15 protein-coding genes are annotated in these 19,803 nt (G+C 40.6%); 2 read left to right on the top strand and 13 right to left on the bottom strand.

The window, feature by feature from the left end:
* Positions 1–21: 21 nt before the first annotated feature.
* From AKG34_RS22915 to AKG34_RS22875, 10 genes are all read right to left on the bottom strand, one after another.
* Entirely contained in the window at positions 22–1,629 is a 1,608-nt protein-coding gene (locus tag AKG34_RS22915) for a CTP synthase (RefSeq protein WP_053348450.1), read from the bottom strand.
* A gap of 475 nt (positions 1,630–2,104) precedes the next feature.
* Positions 2,105–2,695: a DNA-directed RNA polymerase subunit delta gene (gene rpoE, locus AKG34_RS22910; protein ID WP_309446281.1), complete on the bottom strand. Its 591-nt coding sequence runs from the start codon at positions 2,693–2,695 to the stop codon at positions 2,105–2,107.
* Positions 2,696–2,896: 201 nt separating this feature from the next.
* A complete protein-coding gene (locus AKG34_RS28145) occupies positions 2,897–3,055 on the bottom strand; it encodes a hypothetical protein (RefSeq protein WP_157443906.1) in 159 nt (52 codons plus the stop codon).
* A gap of 138 nt (positions 3,056–3,193) precedes the next feature.
* On the bottom strand, positions 3,194–6,460 hold the full coding sequence (gene icmF, locus AKG34_RS22905) for a fused isobutyryl-CoA mutase/GTPase IcmF (RefSeq protein ID WP_053348448.1): 3,267 nt from the start codon (positions 6,458–6,460) through the stop codon (positions 3,194–3,196).
* 25 nt (positions 6,461–6,485) lie between these two features.
* The gene (locus AKG34_RS22900; RefSeq protein WP_053348447.1) at positions 6,486–7,124 is read right to left on the bottom strand and encodes a TetR/AcrR family transcriptional regulator; all 639 of its coding nucleotides are present in this window, start codon (positions 7,122–7,124) and stop codon (positions 6,486–6,488) included.
* Positions 7,125–7,237: 113 nt separating this feature from the next.
* Entirely contained in the window at positions 7,238–8,377 is a 1,140-nt protein-coding gene (locus tag AKG34_RS22895; protein WP_053348446.1) for an acyl-CoA dehydrogenase, read from the bottom strand.
* A gap of 26 nt (positions 8,378–8,403) precedes the next feature.
* A complete protein-coding gene (locus AKG34_RS22890; protein ID WP_053348445.1) occupies positions 8,404–9,534 on the bottom strand; it encodes an acyl-CoA dehydrogenase in 1,131 nt (376 codons plus the stop codon).
* Between the two features lie 29 nt (positions 9,535–9,563).
* Positions 9,564–10,421 (bottom strand): 3-hydroxybutyryl-CoA dehydrogenase, encoded by an 858-nt coding sequence (locus AKG34_RS22885; protein WP_053348444.1) that lies wholly within the window; start codon positions 10,419–10,421, stop codon positions 9,564–9,566.
* A gap of 31 nt (positions 10,422–10,452) precedes the next feature.
* The gene (locus AKG34_RS22880) at positions 10,453–11,643 is read right to left on the bottom strand and encodes an acetyl-CoA C-acetyltransferase (protein ID WP_053348443.1); all 1,191 of its coding nucleotides are present in this window, start codon (positions 11,641–11,643) and stop codon (positions 10,453–10,455) included.
* A gap of 195 nt (positions 11,644–11,838) precedes the next feature.
* Positions 11,839–13,968 (bottom strand): (Fe-S)-binding protein, encoded by a 2,130-nt coding sequence (locus AKG34_RS22875; protein WP_053348856.1) that lies wholly within the window; start codon positions 13,966–13,968, stop codon positions 11,839–11,841.
* A 318-nt stretch (positions 13,969–14,286) separates the two neighbouring features.
* Between AKG34_RS22875 and cls the strand changes: the two genes are divergently transcribed.
* Together cls and uvsE are read left to right on the top strand one after the other, a co-directional pair.
* Positions 14,287–15,489 (top strand): cardiolipin synthase, encoded by a 1,203-nt coding sequence (cls, locus tag AKG34_RS22870; RefSeq protein WP_053348855.1) that lies wholly within the window; start codon positions 14,287–14,289, stop codon positions 15,487–15,489.
* A 26-nt stretch (positions 15,490–15,515) separates the two neighbouring features.
* Positions 15,516–16,469 carry a UV DNA damage repair endonuclease UvsE gene (uvsE, locus tag AKG34_RS22865; protein WP_053348442.1) on the top strand — a complete coding sequence of 318 codons (954 nt, stop codon included), beginning with the start codon at positions 15,516–15,518 and terminating at the stop codon, positions 16,467–16,469.
* Positions 16,470–16,518: 49 nt separating this feature from the next.
* Here uvsE and argS read toward each other — a convergent pair whose 3' ends face one another.
* The 3 genes from argS to speB all read right to left on the bottom strand — a co-directional run bounded on the left by argS (position 16,519) and on the right by speB (position 19,794).
* Positions 16,519–18,189 carry an arginine--tRNA ligase gene (argS, locus tag AKG34_RS22860; protein ID WP_053348441.1) on the bottom strand — a complete coding sequence of 557 codons (1,671 nt, stop codon included), beginning with the start codon at positions 18,187–18,189 and terminating at the stop codon, positions 16,519–16,521.
* A 3-nt stretch (positions 18,190–18,192) separates the two neighbouring features.
* A complete protein-coding gene (locus AKG34_RS22855) occupies positions 18,193–18,633 on the bottom strand; it encodes a YwiB family protein (RefSeq protein WP_053348440.1) in 441 nt (146 codons plus the stop codon).
* A gap of 282 nt (positions 18,634–18,915) precedes the next feature.
* On the bottom strand, positions 18,916–19,794 hold the full coding sequence (speB, locus tag AKG34_RS22850; RefSeq protein WP_053348439.1) for an agmatinase: 879 nt from the start codon (positions 19,792–19,794) through the stop codon (positions 18,916–18,918).
* Positions 19,795–19,803 lie beyond the last annotated feature (9 nt).

Here is a 19,803-nt window from a genome sequence, read left to right as displayed (position 1 = left end):
CATGGGCTGTTTTTTGTTTTATTATTGTTTTTTATTATTTTTTAAAGACATGCCAACGAAGTCACGGAATAGTGGCTGTGGACGGTTAGGACGTGACGTGAATTCCGGATGGAATTGTGAAGCCACGAACCAAGGATGATCTTTTAATTCAATGATTTCAACTAGGCGACCATCTGGGCTTGTACCAGAAAAGACAAATCCTGCCTCTTCCATAGCTGGACGGTAATGGTTGTTGAATTCATAACGGTGACGGTGACGTTCATAAACAACCTCGTCATTATACGCTTCGTATGCTTTAGTTCCTTCGATAAGCTTACAAGGGTATAGACCAAGACGCAGTGTACCACCCAAATCTTCTACATCCTTTTGCTCAGGAAGAAGATCAATAATTGGGTCTGGAGTTTCCTCGTTAATTTCAGCTGAGTGCGCTTCTGGCAATCCTAGAACGTTGCGTGCATATTCAATGGATGCCAACTGCATGCCTAAACAGATTCCGAAGAATGGTGTTTTTGTCGTGCGAGCAAATTCAGTAGCTGCAATTTTCCCTTCGATTCCACGATCTCCAAATCCACCAGGAACAAGGATTCCATCTGCATCTTTAAGAAGTTCAGCCACATTTTCTTTTGTAACATCTTCAGAATTTATCCAGTCGATTTCAACATCGGCATCAAATGCGTAACCTGCATGCTTAAGTGCTTCCACTACAGAAAGGTAAGCATCTTGTAATTCAACATATTTTCCGACAAGAGCGATTTTCGTTTTCTTTGATAAAGAAGTAACCTTTTTGACAAGTTCTTTCCAATCTTCCATATCCGCTTCGCCACAGTCCAATTTCAAGTGATCACAAACGATTTGGTCCATGTTTTGTGCTTGAAGCGCAAGAGGGATAGAGTAAAGTGTATCTGCATCTAGACATTCGATAACTGAATTTTTATCGATATCGCAGAATAACGCAATTTTATCCTTCATATCTTGTGAAATTGGGCTTTCTGTACGTGCAACGATGATATTCGGCTGAATTCCAAGACTACGCAATTCTTTTACACTATGCTGTGTCGGTTTTGTTTTCATTTCACCAGCAGCTTTGATGTAAGGAACAAGTGTACAGTGGATATACATAACATTATTGATTCCGATATCACTTTTAATTTGACGAATCGCTTCAAGGAATGGAAGAGACTCAATATCCCCGACCGTACCACCGATTTCAGTGATGACTATATCCGCATTAGTTTCATTACCTGAACGGAATACCCGTTCTTTAATTTCATTTGTGATATGGGGAATAACTTGAACTGTTCCACCTAAGTAGTCGCCACGGCGCTCTTTTCTTAGGACGGTTGAATAAATTTTACCTGTTGTCACATTGCTGTGTTTACCAAGGTTAATGTCAATAAAACGCTCGTAATGACCAAGGTCCAAATCCGTTTCAGCACCATCATCCGTTACAAACACTTCACCATGTTGATAAGGACTCATTGTCCCTGGATCTAAGTTAATATAAGGGTCAAATTTTTGAATCGTTACATTCAAGCCTCTATTTTTTAAAAGTCTACCTAAAGAAGCAGCTGTTATCCCTTTTCCTAAGGAAGAAACTACTCCACCTGTTACAAAAATATATTTTGTCATCTCATATCCTCCTATAGAATGTTTTCATCCAATGCTGTTCTCTTACTTTTTCAAATACATTTAAAACAGAACCCGCATCTTTATGATATAAATTAAATTTCTGCCGCCAAACTGGCGGTTTAAAAGCACAAGGCAGGTTTTAACTTCTTGTCCTTTTCGTTTAAGACCGCAAAGCAGTACAAACCAATAATTACTTAAAGGTCTTTAGTGAGAGTCATGCCGGATACACGAATAAGAATAAATTTCCTTAAATGACAGTAACATTTAATTATGTTCTCTATAGTTTTACCCTTATAAGAGAAATCATTTTAAAAAAATAAAAAAATGATGTCATTTATTCATTCCATCAATAAAAACAAAAACGCTCCGCTTACAATAAAAGTAAGGGAGCGATATAATTTAATCATTGTGTCCTTTTTTAAGGAGCCCAAAAATGATTCTACAAATTTCGCCTTAAAAAGTCAAGGGCGATTATTTATTTCTCATGATCTTCATCAAGCTCTTCTTCGTCTTCATCTTCGTCCTCATCGTCTTCTAGGACAAATGCTTCGTCTTCAATTATTTCTTCTTCTAGATCGTCATCATCGTCTACGTCATCTTCTAAAAGTTCCTCGTCGATTACTGGAGCATCTAAAAGATCATCGTCGTCGTCATCCTCATCTTCGTCTAAATCATCGATATCTTCTTCAAAATCAAGATCTTCATCTTCAAGCTCATCGAAATCGTCGACAATCACAGCGGCTTTTTTAGCTTTCTTTTTCTTCTTCGGTTTTACAACATGTACAACTTCTTCTTCAATTTGGTCAACTGGGTACCATGTTTTCAATCCCCAGCGGTTGTCTCCAAGTGAAGTAAATCGGCCATCTACATTCAAATCTGTATAGAATTGAGCAATTCTTTTTGCCACTTCTGCTTTAGATAAATGATGAAGCGTAGCTAACTCACTTATTAAATCTTTAAATGGAATCGGTTCATTTCTTTCCACTAACAAATCATATGCCATCTCTATTAAGGACATTTCCAATAACTGCTCTTTTGAGTATTGTTTTAAACTCAAATTCCGCACTTCCCTTCTCTATTCAAACACTAAATTCTGTGTTTTTTCACATAAAAAAATAATCTAAAACAGTATTTCGATAAAATAACGACAATTCCTGCTAGACATATACTCCATTATAAACAATCTAATTGGGTTTATGCTAGTTCTATCTGATACTTTCACAGATTTACCCTTACGTTTATGTAAACAGAAATCTTTAAACAGATTTTATTTACTCTTCAATGATTTCTGACGATAGGCTGCAGTAAAAAATACTACAGATAGAATAAAAAAGGAAACGGCGCCTAATTGATGCTCATACAACTCAAATAAAATAATGATAGCAAAAATATAACCTATGATTAATCCAATCATCTTCAGGTTCATTTTTTCAACTCCAATAGGGCTGATTCATCATTTTTGCCCCTTTACCAAATAATTATAAGGGAAAATTTACATTTTGCGAAAAAAACTCGGAATTTTTTTAAAAAAGGGGCCTCCTCAATTTCGGAGTACCCCTTAACTTTACATATTTCTTCGATATTGTCCGCCGACATCATATAATGCACGTGTAATCTGGCCCAAGCTAGCCACTCTCACACAATTCATGAGTTCAGCAAAAATATTTTCCCCGTTCATCGCCGCTGCTTTTAAATTAGTTAGGGCTTCTTCTATGAACGCTTTATTTTTTTCCTGAAATGCCTGTAAGTTAATGATCTGCCCTTCCTTTTCTTCTTTCGTGGCACGGGCAATCTCCATGCTGTTCACAGCTTCTTCTGAAGGAGGGTTAGGATTCAAGTACGTATTAACCCCAATAATCGGCAATTCTCCCGTATGCTTTTTCATTTCGTAATGCATGGATTCATCCTGGATTTTCCCGCGTTGATATTGTGTCTCCATAGCACCCAATACACCGCCCCGATCATTGATGCGATCAAACTCTTGTAGTACCGCTTCCTCAACCAGATCTGTCAACTCTTCTACTACAAAAGCACCCTGCATCGGGTTTTCATTTTTTGATAGCCCGTGCTCCTTTGTAATGATCATTTGAATAGCCATTGCACGACGTACAGACTCTTCCGTAGGTGTAGTGATAGCCTCATCGTATGCATTCGTATGCAGGGAGTTGCAGTTGTCTTGCAGGGCCATTAATGCCTGAAGTGTCGTTCGGATATCGTTAAAATCAATTTCCTGCGCATGGAGAGAGCGCCCCGACGTCTGGATATGATATTTCAACTTCTGACTACGGTCATTCGCTCCATATTTATCACGCATGACTATCGCCCAGATCCGTCTTGCAACCCTTCCGATAACCGTATATTCCGGGTCTAGCCCATTCGAGAAGAAGAAAGACAAATTCGGCGCAAAGTCATCAATATTCATTCCGCGGCTTAAGTAATACTCTATATAAGTAAATCCGTTTGCTAAAGTAAAAGCCAATTGTGAAATAGGATTGGCGCCTGCTTCAGCGATATGATACCCAGAAATGGATACCGAATAATAATTTCTGACTTTATTATCAATAAAATACGCTTGGATGTCCCCCATTAGCCTTAGGGCAAATTCTGTGGAAAAGATGCATGTATTCTGCCCTTGGTCTTCTTTTAGAATATCAGCTTGAACAGTCCCGCGTACCGTTTGAAGCGTGTAAGCCTGCACTTGTTCAGTTTCGGCGTCTGTAAGGGAACGGCCCAACTCTTTTTCTTTCAGTTGAACCTGTTGATCAATCGCTGTATTCATATACATAGCCAAAATAATTGGCGCAGGACCATTGATAGTCATGGATACAGATGTCGATGGGTGGCATAGGTCGAAGCCAGCATACAATTTTTTCATGTCATCCAACGTACAGATACTGACGCCGCTTTCACCTACCTTTCCATAAATATCCGGCCGGTAATCAGGATCTTCCCCATATAACGTCACAGAATCGAAAGCCGTACTGAGTCGTTTGGCATTATCGTCCTTAGACAAATAATGAAAACGTCGGTTGGTTCGATCAGGTGAACCTTCACCAGCAAATTGCCGCTTAGGGTCTTCTCCCTCACGCTTGAATGGAAAGACTCCGGCTGTATAAGGGAAGAAGCCAGGTACGTTTTCACGGAAGACCCAACTTAATATTTCTCCATAGTCCACATATTTAGGCAGTGATACTCTCGGAATCATTAGACCTGATAAACTTTTAGTTTTCAGCTTTGTGATGATTTCTTTATCCCGGATTTTTGTTACAAACTGCTCCCCTGCATATTTTTCTTTTAAGTCCATCCATCCAGAAAGGATCTTTTTTGATTCAGCAGATAATTTGGAGGCGGTTTCTTTTTTCAGTGTTTCCAGAGAAGTGATAATGTCTTCATTACTTTCATTTTCCTTAACTGCTTCAATTGCTCCTTCGAGCTGAAAGAGTCTGCGGGCAAAACGGACTTGTTCACCAGCCCGTTTATGATACGATCGGACCGTATCACTGATTTCACGTAAATAATAGCGGCGGTCGGTTGGAATTATGACATTTTGTTTGTATACTTCCGCTTCTTTTGAAAAAGTAGTACTCCATTCTGTCCCTGCTTTTTCATTTAATTTTTCAATTAGTGCAGCGAATAATGCATTCGTTCCTGGATCATTGAATTGGGAAGCAATTGTGCCATAGACAGGCATTTCAGAAGGATCTTGATCAAAAAGCGTACGGCTACGTTGATATTGTTTTTGAACTTGGTTTTTTGCATCCTCGGAACCTTTACGCTCATATTTGTTTATCACTATTAAATCGGCATAATCAATCATATCAATTTTTTCAAGCTGGGAAGGAGCACCGAACTCACTCGTCATCACATACATAGCCACATCGCATATCTCAGCAATCTCCGCATCCCCCTGACCGATCCCGCTCGTTTCAACGATAATTAAATCGACGCCAGCTGCCTTCACAACCGAAATGGCATCTTTAATCGCTAAAGACAACTCACTTTTTGAATGACGAGTGGCTAGGCTCCGCATGTAAACACGCTCAGAAAAAATTGCATTCATTCGGATTCGGTCACCCAGCAAGGCACCACCTGTTTTTTGCTTTGTCGGGTCGACAGAAAGGATGGCCACCTTCTTATCTGGAATTTCGTTTATAAATCGACGAATCAATTCATCAGTCAGCGAACTTTTCCCTGCTCCGCCCGTCCCTGTTATCCCAAGAACCGGAACCTGCTTTTCAGATGTCTTGATTTGCTCAAGGAGGCTCTCCACTGCAGCCGCGGATTCATTTACAGCATCGAGTCTATTTTCAGCGAAGGTAATATATTGGGCAATGGCACTTGTTTCCCCTGCGATCAGTTCATCAAAGCGTTCCTGCAAGGATGGTTTGACGGTTGAAAAGTCGCACTCCTCCATCAATACATTAATCATGCCTTGAAGCCCATACTCCCGTCCCTCATCTGGAGAGAAAATACGGGCAATTCCATACTCATGAAGCTCTTTAATTTCCCGCGGGATAATGACTCCTCCTCCGCCGGCAAAAATCCGAATGTGCTGAGCTCCCTTTTCCTTCAACAAATCATACATGTATTTAAAATATTCCACATGCCCACCTTGGTAAGATGACATCGCTATACCTTGAACATCCTCTTGGATCGCCGCGTTAACTATTTCCTCTACCGAGCGATTATGGCCTAGGTGAATAACCTCCGCACCGCTAGCCTGAAGAATTCTCCTCATGATGTTAATAGATGCATCATGTCCATCAAATAAACTCGAAGCAGTCACGAATCGGATATGGTTCTTTGGTTTATACACCTCAACTGTACTCATTTAGCTCCTCCTTATTGAAACGAATTCATATCAAAGTACTTTTCTGAATCGATACATTTTGAATCAATAATTGTGTCTGCAGTTCAACATACTCTTGAAGCGTATACTTTTTGTGTAAAGCCCATCTTCTAAAACTCCACATCTGTCCCTGAACAAAAATGTTATGAGAAACAAGACTTATTTGATTTTCCGTTAACAGAAGCTCCCCATTTTCGACACATTTTGTTATGACCTTTTCAAACATACCTACCATCTGGATTTCTTTGTTTAGCACGTATGGTAATGCATCTTTCGTCAGAGCTTTCACTTCTTGATACATAACTAGAACTTCGTCCTGCATATCATCCATTACTTGATAAAAATAAGCGATTGTCAGTTTCAGACTTTCTAGTGTCCCATCACTCTGTTCAATTTCTTTCTGAAGTTTTTCCTGAACTTCATCGTAAATAAAATCACAGACCAGATATAAAACATCTTCCTTTGTCCGGATATACTCATATAACGTACCTATACTGAAACCAGCGGCTTTAGCGATTTCCCTCGTCGTAGTACGATGAAATCCCTTTTCTTTAAAAAGGGTCACCGCACCTTTTATCATTTGTGTACGTCTTTTTTCAACCAACCGCTCATCCTTTACTGACGCATGAACTTCTCTTTTTTCCATTTTCTAACCCCTTTTGGAAAGCCTATCATTTAATGTTCAAAAGACAGTCTTTTGAAAAATGAAAAGGGTATTCCGGGAAGAACGATTCCTCACCGGAAAACCTGATTTCAATTCTATTTAGTTATCATCCTTGAGATGACCAGCTTTTGAATTTCCTGCGTACCTTCATAGATCTGGGTGATTTTTGCATCACGCATATAGCGTTCAACTGGATAATCTTTTGTATATCCATAACCACCGAAAACTTGCACGGCCTCTGTCGTCACTTTCATTGCTGTATCCCCTGCAAATAGTTTTGACATTGCCGACTCTTTTCCATAAGGAAGACCTTCTGACTCTAACCAAGCTGCCTGATAGGTTAATAGCCTTGAAGCCTCCACTCCTGTCGCCATATCCGCTAATTTAAAACCGATGCCTTGCTGTGCGGAAATTGGTTTTCCAAATTGGACACGCTCTTTTGCATAGTCAACTGCTGCATCCAATGCACCCTGTGCAATGCCGACTGCCTGGGCCGCAATTCCGTTACGGCCACCATCAAGCGTCATCATCGCAATTTTAAAGCCCTCTCCTTCTTTGCCAAGAAGATTTTCTTTAGGCACACGGCACTCATCAAAAATAATTTCCGTGGTTGGTGATGAACGAATCCCCAGCTTTTTCTCTTTTTTACCCACACTAAAGCCCGGGAAGTCTTTTTCAATGATAAAGGCACTTGTTCCTTTTTGTTTGGATTCAGGGTCTGTCAATGCAAAGACTACATACGTATCAGCAATCCCGCCATTCGTGATGAAAATTTTTGAACCATTAATAATATATTCATCACCTACAAGCTTTGCAGTCGTTCTCATACCACCAGCGTCAGAGCCTGAGCTTGGCTCCGTCAGACCATACGCACCTATTTTTTCACCCTGCGCCATCGGACGAAGGTATTTTTGTTTTTGCTCTTCAGATCCAAATTTGTAAATTGGCCATCCTGCAAGAGAGGTATGGGCGGATAAAGTTACTCCCGTAGAAGCGCAAACACGGGAAAGTTCCTCAATCGCGATACAATAAGCTAAGTAATCGCTTCCAATGCCGCCATATTCTTCTGGCCATGGAATCCCTGTCAATCCTAGTTCAGCCATTTTATCAAAAATCTCACGGTCAAATCGTTCTTCTTCATCCCTTTCAGCGGCTGACGGAGCCACTTCATTTTGGGCAAAGTCGCGTACCATTTTTCTGATCATTTCATGTTCTTCTGTTAGTTTAAATTGCATGACTGTGTCCCCCACTTTTTTCTTTTTTATAGATTTTTACTGATGACCATCCTCTGTATTTCACTGGTACCCTCATATATTTCGGTTACCTTTGCATCCCTGAAATAGCGCTCGACTGGATATTCCGTTGTGTATCCATAGCCGCCGTATACTTGAACGGCTTCTATTGTCACCTCAACAGCCGTCCTCGAAGCGAATAGCTTAGCCATGGACGCCTCCTTGCCGCAATTCAATCCTTTGGAGCGTAAATACGCCGCTCGATAGACCAGTAGTCTAGAAGCTTCTATGTTCGTTGCCATTTCAGCCAGCTTGAAACCAATCCCCTGCTGGGTTGCAATTGGTTTACCAAATTGCACTCTGTCTTTTGCATATTGGACAGCATGTTCCAAGGCACCTTCAGCGATTCCAAGTGCTTGAGAAGCAATGCCTATCCTTCCAGAATCCAAGTTGGCCATCGCTATCTTAAAGCCCTCACCTTCGTTGCCAAGGATATTAACTGCAGGTATTTTCATATCTTCAAAGGTTACCTGTACGGTGCTCGATCCATGAAGACCCATTTTACGTTCATTTTTTCCAATGATTAAGCCCGGGGTTCCTTTTTCTACGATAAAGGCAGAGATTCCCTTGCTCCCCTTCTCAGGGTTGGTTGAGGCAAAAATAATATATACATCTGCTTCGCCACCGTTGGTGATAAATACCTTGGAACCATTTATTCGATACATACCGCCTTCCTTGACCGCTTTTGATTTCAAACTAGCAGCATCGGAACCTGAGCTTTGTTCTGTTAAACAAAAAGCACCTAACATTTTTCCCGCGGCAAGCTTAGGCACATATTTTTGCTTCTGCTCATCCGTTCCAAAATAAACGATTGGATTTGTTCCAACAGAAGTATGAACAGACAATATGACACCGAGAGTCGGGCTTACTTTGGAAATTTCATTAATGGCGATAATATACGACATAAAGTCCATACCCGCTCCCCCATATTGTTCTGGAATCGGGATTCCCATTAACCCAAGCTCACCCATTTTATGCAGGATTGTTTTGGGGAACTCTCCTCTTTCCATTGCCTCGATATGTGGGGTAATCTCATTCACCGCAAAATCACGTACCATTTTCCGCATCATTTCCTGCTCTTCTGTAAACTTGAAATCCATTCCTTCATTCCTCCCTAGCTGCATACTCTCTATGATTTGTTATATTCGTAAAAGCCACGCCCTGACTTCTTACCTAACCACCCTGCTTTTACATATTTTCTTAACAGAGGACATGGACGGTATTTATCATCTCCTAGCCCTTGGTGAAGGGTTTCCATTATGTATAAACATGTGTCCAACCCAATGAAGTCAGCTAGTGTCAACGGACCCATCGGATGATTCATTCCTAGCTTCATCACGTCATCGATTGCCTCTTTAGTAGCGACACCCTCATATAGTGTATAAATGGCCTCATTAATCATCGGCATCAAAATCCGGTTCGAGACAAAGCCAGGGAAATCATTTACTTCAACCGGTACCTTGCTTAGAGATTCCGCCATTTTCTCAACTTTTTTATAAACTTCGTCCGTTGTTGCAAGGCCTCGAATAATCTCAACCAGCTTCATGACCGGAACGGGATTCATAAAATGCATGCCAATTACCTTTTCCGGTCTTCTTGTGGCGGCGGCTATTTCGGTAATCGGTAGTGAAGAAGTATTGGATGCAAGAATTACGTGTTTCGGAGTAATTTCATCCAACTCGGCGAATAGCTTTGTTTTAATTTCCATATTTTCAATCGCCGCTTCAATCACCAAATCAACCCCAGCGGCATTTTTTAAATCTGTTGATGAAGTCAATCGTGAAAGGGTTGCATCTTTATCCTCAGCTGCCATTTTCCCTTTTTCAACTTGACGGGAAAGATTTTTGATAATTGTGCCTAAGCCTTTTTCTACATACTCTTCTTTTAAATCATGTAAAAGAACTTCATAACCGCTCATTGCGCAAACTTGTGCAATACCAGATCCCATCTGCCCCGCGCCAATGACCATTACTTTATGAATGCTCATGAATATCCCTCCTTATTTATCTATGAATCTATCAGCCCTGCTTTGGTACTTCGATTAATATGGCATCTCCTTGGCCGCCGCCACTACAAATTGCTGCAATACCTAATCCACCGCCACGCCGTTTCAATTCATGCATTAGCGTAATGATGATTCGAGCTCCACTGGCTCCGATTGGGTGCCCTAATGCTACGGCTCCACCGTTCACATTGACTTTTTCCGGCTCGATGTTGGCAATTTTCCCACTGGCCAGTGCCACCGCAGCAAATGCTTCGTTTACTTCAAATAAATCAATGTCTTCTATCGATTTACCTGTCTTTTCTAAGATTTTATTTATGACTAAGCCCGGTGTTTTAGGAAAATCCTTTGCTTCAACAGCCACTTCGGCATGACCTAAAATATAGGCAAAAGGCGTTTTCCCTTCTTTTTCCGCACGATCTTCGCTCATTAACACGAGTGCGCCTGCTCCATCATTGACCCCTGGCGCATTTCCTGCAGTTATAGTCCCTTCGTTATTAAAAGCCGGACCTAATTTAGCGAGTTTCTCAGAGGATGTATCTTTTCTTGGCCCTTCATCATGTTCAATTGTAATTGGTTCACCTTTTCGTACCGGAACCTGTACGGAAATAATTTCTTCAGCAAGGAAACCGCCATCAATTGCTTTTATCGCTTTTTGATGACTTTCGTAGGCCCAGCTATCTTGGTCCTCACGGGTAAGTTCAAGTTCCTCAGCAGTACTATTGCCGTATGTACCCATATGTACGCCGGTAAAGCTACAGCTAAGCCCATCAGAAATCATTGTGTCCTTAAGCGGGGCATCACCCATCCTAAGTCCCCATCTTGCTTTCGGAAGAATATAAGGTGCATTGCTCATCGATTCCATCCCGCCGGCAACAATGATTTCTTCCTCCCCCAAGCGAATAATCTGATCAGCCAATGTCACACTACGAAGTCCTGATGCACATACTTTATTAATGGTTTCGGTTTTCACTTCCCAAGGTAATCCTGCAAGACGTGCTGCCTGGCGAGAAGGTATTTGGCCTTGACCTGCTTGTAACACATTCCCCATAATGACCTCGTCTATCTGGCTGCTTTCAATCCCTGCCCGCTTAACCGCCTCCTTGATTGCAATTCCTCCAAGTTGTGATGCTGTCAAACTGCTAAGGCCTCCGCCGAATTTACCAAAAGGTGTTCTCACACCACTAACAATCACTGTTTTTGTCATCATTTTTTCCTCCTTTAAGTAACATTGATTGAACGCTCGCTCAATATAGGATCAAAAAAATATTTATTGTAAGCGCTTAATATCATATTACATAATTTTTACAAAAATTAAAATATTTAGTTCAAAAATAATTAAAAATTGCCTACTTCAATTGAATTTATTCATTTAAAAGAAGCAGGCAATTTCAATTTAAAATTAAGATGCTATTGACTTATTTTCACCAATAACCGCTTTTTCGAGTAATTCGGCTACATCATACGTTTTTACATTTTCTTCAACTTCTTTTGCTTTTGTACCATCAGATAACATGGTCAAACAGTACGGACAGCCGGAACTGATAACAGTTGGGTTAACGGCGAGTGCTTGTTCAGTACGTGCCACATTTATACGGTTTCCGGTTTCTTCTTCCATCCACATCAAGCCGCCTCCAGCTCCACAGCACATGCCTTTTTCACGGTTACGTTCCATCTCAATAAGCTTGACGCCTTCAATAGATTGTAAAATTTCACGTGGCGGACTGTATACATCATTGTATCTTCCCAAATAACAAGAATCATGGAATGTAATCGTTTCATTAACCGGATACTGTGGTACCAATCTGCCTTCACTGACAAGTTTGGCTAGTAATTCAGTATGGTGATATACCTCAGCTTCCAAACCAAAATCCGGATACTCATTCTTAAAAATATTGTAGGCATGCGGATCAATTGTCACGATTTTTTTAATTTCATTTTTCTGGAATTCCTCTATATTTTTCATTGCAAGCTCTTGAAAAACAAACTCATTACCTAATCGGCGAGGAGTATCTCCTGAGTTTTTCTCCTTATTTCCTAAGATTGCAAATTTGATGCCCGCTTCATTCATTAATTTAGCGAAGGAAAGGGCAATTTTCTGGCTTCGGTTATCGTACGATCCCATTGAACCTACCCAGAATAAATATTCGAATTCCTCGTCTGCTTTTTGCAATTCTTTAACTGTCGGGATGTTAACATCATCACGCAGGACTCTCCAGTCTTCTCTCTCTTTACGATTCAATCCCCAAGGGTTCCCTTGTCTCTCAATGTTTGTCATCGCACGTTGAGCATCTGGATCCAACCTACCTTCAGTCAAGACTAGATATCGGCGCATATCGATAATTTTGTCGACATGTTCATTCATTACCGGACATTGGTCTTCACAGTTCCTGCAAGTGGTACATGCCCAAAGTTCTTCTTCAGTAATGACTTCTCCAATTAAGCTCGGGCTGTAAGCTTCAGTTGCTGCAGCTGATTCCTGTGCTCCCTGCGTGGCACTGGCTAGTGCTATCTTATTTCCCTTTGAATTGCCAAAAACGAAGGATGGAACCCATGGCTGCTTTGTTGTAACAGCTGCACCTGTATTTGTTAAATGGTCACGCATCTTGATGATAATATCCATCGGCGACAGCATTTTCCCTGTACCAGTTGCCGGGCACATATTCGTACAACGGCCGCACTCTACGCATGCATAGAGGTCCACCATTTGATATTGCGTTAAGTCCTCGATATATTTGGCACCATAATATTGATTGCCTTCTTTGTCTAAAACCTCTTCCTCTAAATCTACCGACTTTAATTTTCCTGGATTATCCAGACGGTTAAGAAATACATTTATTGGTCCAGCAATTAAGTGAGCATGCTTAGACTGCGGGATATAAACGAGGAACGATAATATGATTAGCAAATGCATCCACCAGGCTACATAAAACACAACAGTCGCTGCTGTTGGTCCCATCCAGCCAAATAGATAGGCGATACTAGAGGCAACTGGCTCTGACCAAGTTGCTTCGTGTCCGTGCCAGATCATTCCCATCCCATTACCTAGTAACACTGTAATCATGATTCCTGTTATGAAGATAACAACCAATCCTGCTTTAAAATCTCTTTTCAAACGAACAAGTTTCTCTACGTAACGACGATAAGCTGCCCAAAGGATTGCGACAAGAACCGTAAGCGTCACGATTTCTTGGAAGAAAGTAAAGGCCGGGTACACGGGGCCAAACGGTAGATGCCACCCAGGCTTTAAGCCTTTTATAAAAAAGTCCAGTGCACCAAATTGCACTAAGATGAAACCGTAAAATAACATGGCATGGATGATTCCGCTCTTTTTATCTTTAAAGAGCTTCTTCTGTCCAAATACATAAACCCCTATTTTCACGAGACGATCTTTCACACGGTTATCGAATTCCACTTTTTTACCAAGTTTTATATAAGCTATTCGAGTCCTTATCAAATAGACAAATAATCCAGCGGCGTAAGCGGTTACAAGTAAAAATGCAGTTAAGTTAATCCACAGCAGGCCATTCATTTCCATGCACTCTTTCCCCCTCTAAAAAATTTTTATTCAAGTAAAATGCCTAGTTGCTCATTTTAATAAATTTGAAAATATGGCATTTTTCTGAAATTTGATTAATTCCATTATATAATGAATGAGCATTCAGTCAACTTTTTCTTTCTAAATAATATGGTTTGTTTTTCAACATCTTATTGTATAGTTCGACAATTCTGTAAATTTACCTTCTATTTTAGAAAAAAAATGTAGTTTATCTTCACTCTTTTTTTGATGGTTATGAACAAGTAACTTGAGCCAAACTAAATTAAATCAATTAGGGGGGATTTTGTTTTGTTGAAGATAATCACTACGCTTGCCTCTATTTTTTTATTGATCTTCACTTGGTGTTGGGTCGATTTTAAGTTAGGGCATAAGCGTAATATGAAGCAGGTAACGAACATTAAATATCCGCCTCGGAAAAGTGACATGACTGTATTCACATCAGGGAAAATACTGTTTGATGATTTCATGAAAGAAATCAAGCTAGCTCAGGATTCTATCCATATTCTTTTTTATATAGTAAAAAATGATAAATTTAGTAAGGAGTTTTTAAAGTTACTTCAAACTAAAGCTGAAGCGGGTGTAGAAGTAAGGCTGTTAGTCGACAGGATTGGCAGTAAAAACATTTCCCGGGAGAGCATTCAGGAATTAAAGAAAAGCGGCGTTCATTTTTCATTTAGCTTTAAACCCAAGCTCCCCTTCCTTTTTTATTCGATACAAAAAAGAAATCACCGCAAAATAACCGTAATAGACGGTCGGATCGGCTATCTTGGCGGATTTAATATCGGCAGGGAGTATATTAACCAAGGGGAAAAGTTAAATCCTTGGAGAGATTACCATGTAAAAATAACTGGGGAAGGAGTTAAGGATTTGCAGGAAGTCTTCCTTTCTGACTGGGTTCACGATACAAACGAAGATTACCGGGGAACACCTGCATATTTTCCTACCTTGGTTCCTGGTACTCAGGCTCATCAGGTTATTGTCACGAACGGAAGCCATCTTGAGCAGACTTTAACACGCTTAATTCAGCAAGCTGAGAAAAAAATCATAATCGGAACCCCATACTTCATCCCCAGTCAAACACTGTTTCAGGAATTAAGGTCAGCCCTTGCACGCAAGGTTTCTGTGACGGTCATTGTTCCTGAAATGTCGGATCACGCCCTTGTCAAAGAGGCATCCTTCCCCTATTTCCGGGTTTTATTAAAGGAAGGTGCTGCTATTCTGCAATTTCAAAGAGGGTTCTACCATTCTAAAGTGATATTGATTGATGATATAATTTGTGATGTTGGTACTGCTAATTTTGATAAACGAAGTCTATTTTTAAATAGTGAAATCAATTGTTTGATATTTGACCGAGCATTTATAGAAGATGTAAAAAAGGAATTGGCGGTAGACATAGCTGAATCTAAGCCATTAAGCAGGGATTCACTATCCTCCATTAATGTAGTCCGTACAGCAAAAGAATCACTGGCTTCCATCCTTTCTCCTTTTCTTTAACATCGCGTTTTTAGGGAGAGAATTAAATGAAAATTAGATTTGGATATGTATCTAATGCCACCTGTCTTTGGGAAGCTTCCCCCGCTAAGACGCTTACCTTTAAGCGGTACAGCGCACTTGGACAAGAGGAAGGGATGCAAAAGCTTCTTAGTGTGACAAAACAGAACATTGAAAGTACATTAAGGGTCCTTCAATATAATACAGCCCACCAAATAGAAATCTACCGGATGTCCAGTTCAATTGTTCCTTTAGCCACGCACCCCGAGGTAGAATGGGATTTTGTCACTCCTTTTAAACAAGAATGGAAACAGATCGGCGATTGGATATCTGCACATAAAATGCGGGTTAGCTTTCACCCTAATCAGTTTACGTTGTTTACAAGCCCTAAACCCGAGATTACACAAAATGCCGTAAAAGACATGGAGTTTCACTATAAGATGCTTGATGCGATGGGGATTGCCGACTCCTCTTTTATCAATATCCATGTCGGTGGAGCTTATGGTGATAAAGAATCAGCCATAATACGGGTTCATGACAACCTTAAGTCGCTCCCCAAGCATGTGAAAGCAAGGATGACCTTGGAGAATGACGATAAAACATATACAGCATCAGAAACCTTGATCGTGTGTAAAAAGGAAAACATTCCGCTTGTCTTTGATTACCACCACCATCTAGCGAATCTATCCGATGAGCCGCTTAACGAGCTGCTCATCCAAATTTTCTCCACCTGGAATCAGACTGGGACGGTTCCTAAGGTTCATATTTCTTCTCCAAAGTCGGCAGGTGCATTTCGCTCGCATGCAGATTATATCGATTTTGAATTCATTATGCCCCTTTTGAAAGTACTAAGGGATCTCAGACAAGACGTCGATTTCATGATTGAAGCTAAAATGAAGGACCGGGCAATGTTGAAACTTATTGAAGATGTCGCTAAGGTACGTGGTGTGAAAAGAATTAGCGGCGGTGCTGTAGAGTGTTAATCAATACAATAAAAAGCGACTGTTTCACAAGAAACAGTCGCTTTTTTTATTACATTTTTTCCGGAGCTGAAACACCAATCAGTGCTAATGCATTTTTCAACGTAATTTGAACTGATTTGACAAGACCCAGACGGGCCTTACTTCTATCCATCTTCTCAACATCCAATACTTTATCTGCATTGTAGAAGCTGTGGAATGTAGAAGCCAGGTCGAAAATATAATTTGTCATGCGGTGAGGCATCCTTTTTTCGGCAGCTTCTGCAATTGCCTGAGGGAACTCTCCCAATTTCTTCAATAATTCTACTTCCTTTTCAGTAGAAAGAGCAGAGAAATCAGTGGTACCTTCATAGCTGATTCCTTGTTCCACACCTTGGCGTAAAATACTTGAAATGCGGGCATGGGCATACTGTGCATAATAAACTGGGTTATCATTGGATTGTGACACTGCAAGATCCAGATCAAAGTCCATATGTGTGTCCGCACTTCTCATCGCAAAGAAATAACGTGTTGCATCCAGACCCACTTCTTCAATAAGATCACGCATCGTCACTGCTTTACCAGTACGCTTACTCATTTTCATTTTCTCGCCATCTTTGTATAGATGGACAAGCTGAATGATTTCTACTTCAAGCTGCTCGCGTTTATAACCTAACGCTTCGATTGCTGCTTTCATACGCGGGATATAACCATGATGGTCCGCACCCCAAATATTAATCAACGTTTCAAAGCCGCGCTCCAATTTATTGCGGTGGTATGCAATATCCGGTGTCAAGTATGTGTAAGACCCATCCTGCTTAATAAGAACGCGGTCTTTATCGTCGCCAAGTTCTGTAGAACGGAACCATGTCGCACCATCTTCCTCATAAATATGACCTCTTCCCTTCAACACTTCAAGCGCTTCGTCAATTTTACCGTCTTGATAAAGAGAAGTTTCAGAGTACCATACATCAAAACCGACACGGAAGTTTTCCAAGTCTGTTTTCAGTTTTTGCATTTCATATTTCAAGCCATACTCACGGAAAAAGTCAAAACGTTCTTTTTCATCAACGTTTACATATTTATCGCCATATTCACTTGCAAGTGTTTTACCGATGCCAATAATATCTTCGCCATGATAGCCACCCTCTGGCATATCTTTTTCGAGGCCTAGCGCTTGGAAATAGCGTGCTTCTATGGAAATAGCCAAATTATTTATCTGGTTTCCTGCATCATTGATGTAGTATTCACGTGAAACATCATAACCTGCTTTAGACAATACATTACACAAAGTATCACCTACTGCAGCACCACGAGCATGGCCAAGATGAAGATCACCAGTCGGATTCGCAGAAACAAATTCAACCTGGATTTTTTCACCTTTTCCAAAGTCACTTTCTCCATATGCTTCGTTCGCTTTCAAAATGACCGGAATTAGTTCTGTCAAATACGAATTATTCATGTAGAAGTTAATGAACCCTGGTCCTGCAATTTCGATTTTTTCGATTGATGCTTTTGAGTTGTCAAAGTTTTCAATGATTGCTTCAGCTATCATTCTCGGCGCTTTTTTTGCAATCTTTGTTAATTGCATCGCCATATTTGTGGAATAATCTCCGTGTGTTTTATCTCTCGGCAGTTCCAATACTACGTTTGGAACTTGCTCTTCCGTTGCTAAACCAGCCTTAATAACTGCAGCGTTAATTTCTTGTTTCAGTTTTTCCTGTACCTCTTTTACTATGTTCATGTTCTATGCTTCCTCCTTGTAGGAAATCGTCATTTCATATTGCCCGGGTTCGCTTCCCTGCATATGTAACGTATAGTGAAGGACCAGCTTCCCTTCCTTTTTTTGCTCATCCCATTGATGATGAATTTTCTTCGTGGTCGTCAGTAACCCGAGCCTGCCATATATACTTTCATAATGTCCATTTGTCGCTTCCTGCAAGCGGAAAAGCTGCCTCATTTTAATGGCACCGTTTCTAAGCAGAATCGTATCATTCGTTTTGTGCTTGATTGTTGTCTGCGTTTTACCAGCTTCATTTTCTTCTGTATATTGCAAATACAAATCGGAACCTTTATACATTTTTGTACCAAATGTAACCAACTCATACGTTTCCGTTTCCGAGCCATGCTTGATTTTTGTCTGTAAAGTAACTTTAATATTATGTTTATCTATATCATGAAGAGACAAGGCTACACTTCCTTCATCATGTCGTTCTTAACTTTATAAGTATAAATATTCTTCAGGGAAGTTTCAACTTGGAGCGGAAAATAAAGTTTGAATCTAAATTGGGCGGATTAGTCTGCTGAAAAACATGTGATGCCAATTCATTTGATTTTAACGCAATAATTGCTTCGTGTGGTGGAATTTTTAAAAAAGTATCTTTCAGATACAGAAAATCTACACGTCTTCTTGTTCTCCGTATACAAAAAAGACCATTCCTGCTTAAAAACAGGAACAGTCTTCCATCCATTAACCTTTTTGAACCCAACCCAGGAGCATTTCGCGAATCAGCTTGCTTGCTGTGTTCGCTGTTTGCTCGGATGGATCATAGATCGGTGCCACTTCAACTAAATCGCAACCTACTACATTAATTTCAGAACGCGCTATCTCATGAATCGAGGCTAAAAGCTCTTTAGATGTAATGCCTCCACAATCAACAGTGCCTGTTCCCGGTGCATGCGCAGGGTCAAGAACATCGATGTCAATCGTTACATATACCGGACGACCTGCTAGCTGAGGCAATACTTCTTTCAGTGGCTCAAGAACTTCAAATTTCGAGATATGCATGCCGTTTTCTTTTGCCCATTGAAATTCCTCTTTTAAGCCAGAACGAATTCCGAAAGAGTAAACATTTTTCGGACCGATAAGCTCTGCTGATTTGCGGATGATGGACGCATGTGAAAGCGGCTCACCCTCATAGTCCTCGCGTAAATCTGTATGGGCATCCATATGGATAATAGCCATGTCTGGATATTTCTTATACATAGCCTTAATAACAGGCCAAGTGACGAGGTGCTCCCCGCCCATACCCAATGGGAATTTACCTGCATCAAGTACGCCGTCAACAAATTTTTCAATCATATCGATACTGCGTTGTGGATTCCCAAATGGCAATGGAATATCCCCAGCATCATAGAATTTCACTTCTTCTAATTCACGATCTAAATACGGGCTGTATTCTTCCAAACCGATAGAAACTTCACGAATTCGAGTAGGACCAAAGCGGGAACCTGGACGGAAACTTACTGTCCAGTCCATAGGCATACCGTAAAGCACTGCTTCAGATTCCTCAAAATCCGGATGACTTTTAATGAATACATTGCCTGAATAGGCTTCATCGAATTTCATAGTCCACGC

Origin of the sequence: Peribacillus butanolivorans (assembly GCF_001273755.1) — a bacterium.
GTDB lineage: Bacteria > Bacillota > Bacilli > Bacillales > DSM-1321 > Peribacillus > Peribacillus butanolivorans.
This window is presented reverse-complemented; position numbering and strand designations above follow the sequence as displayed.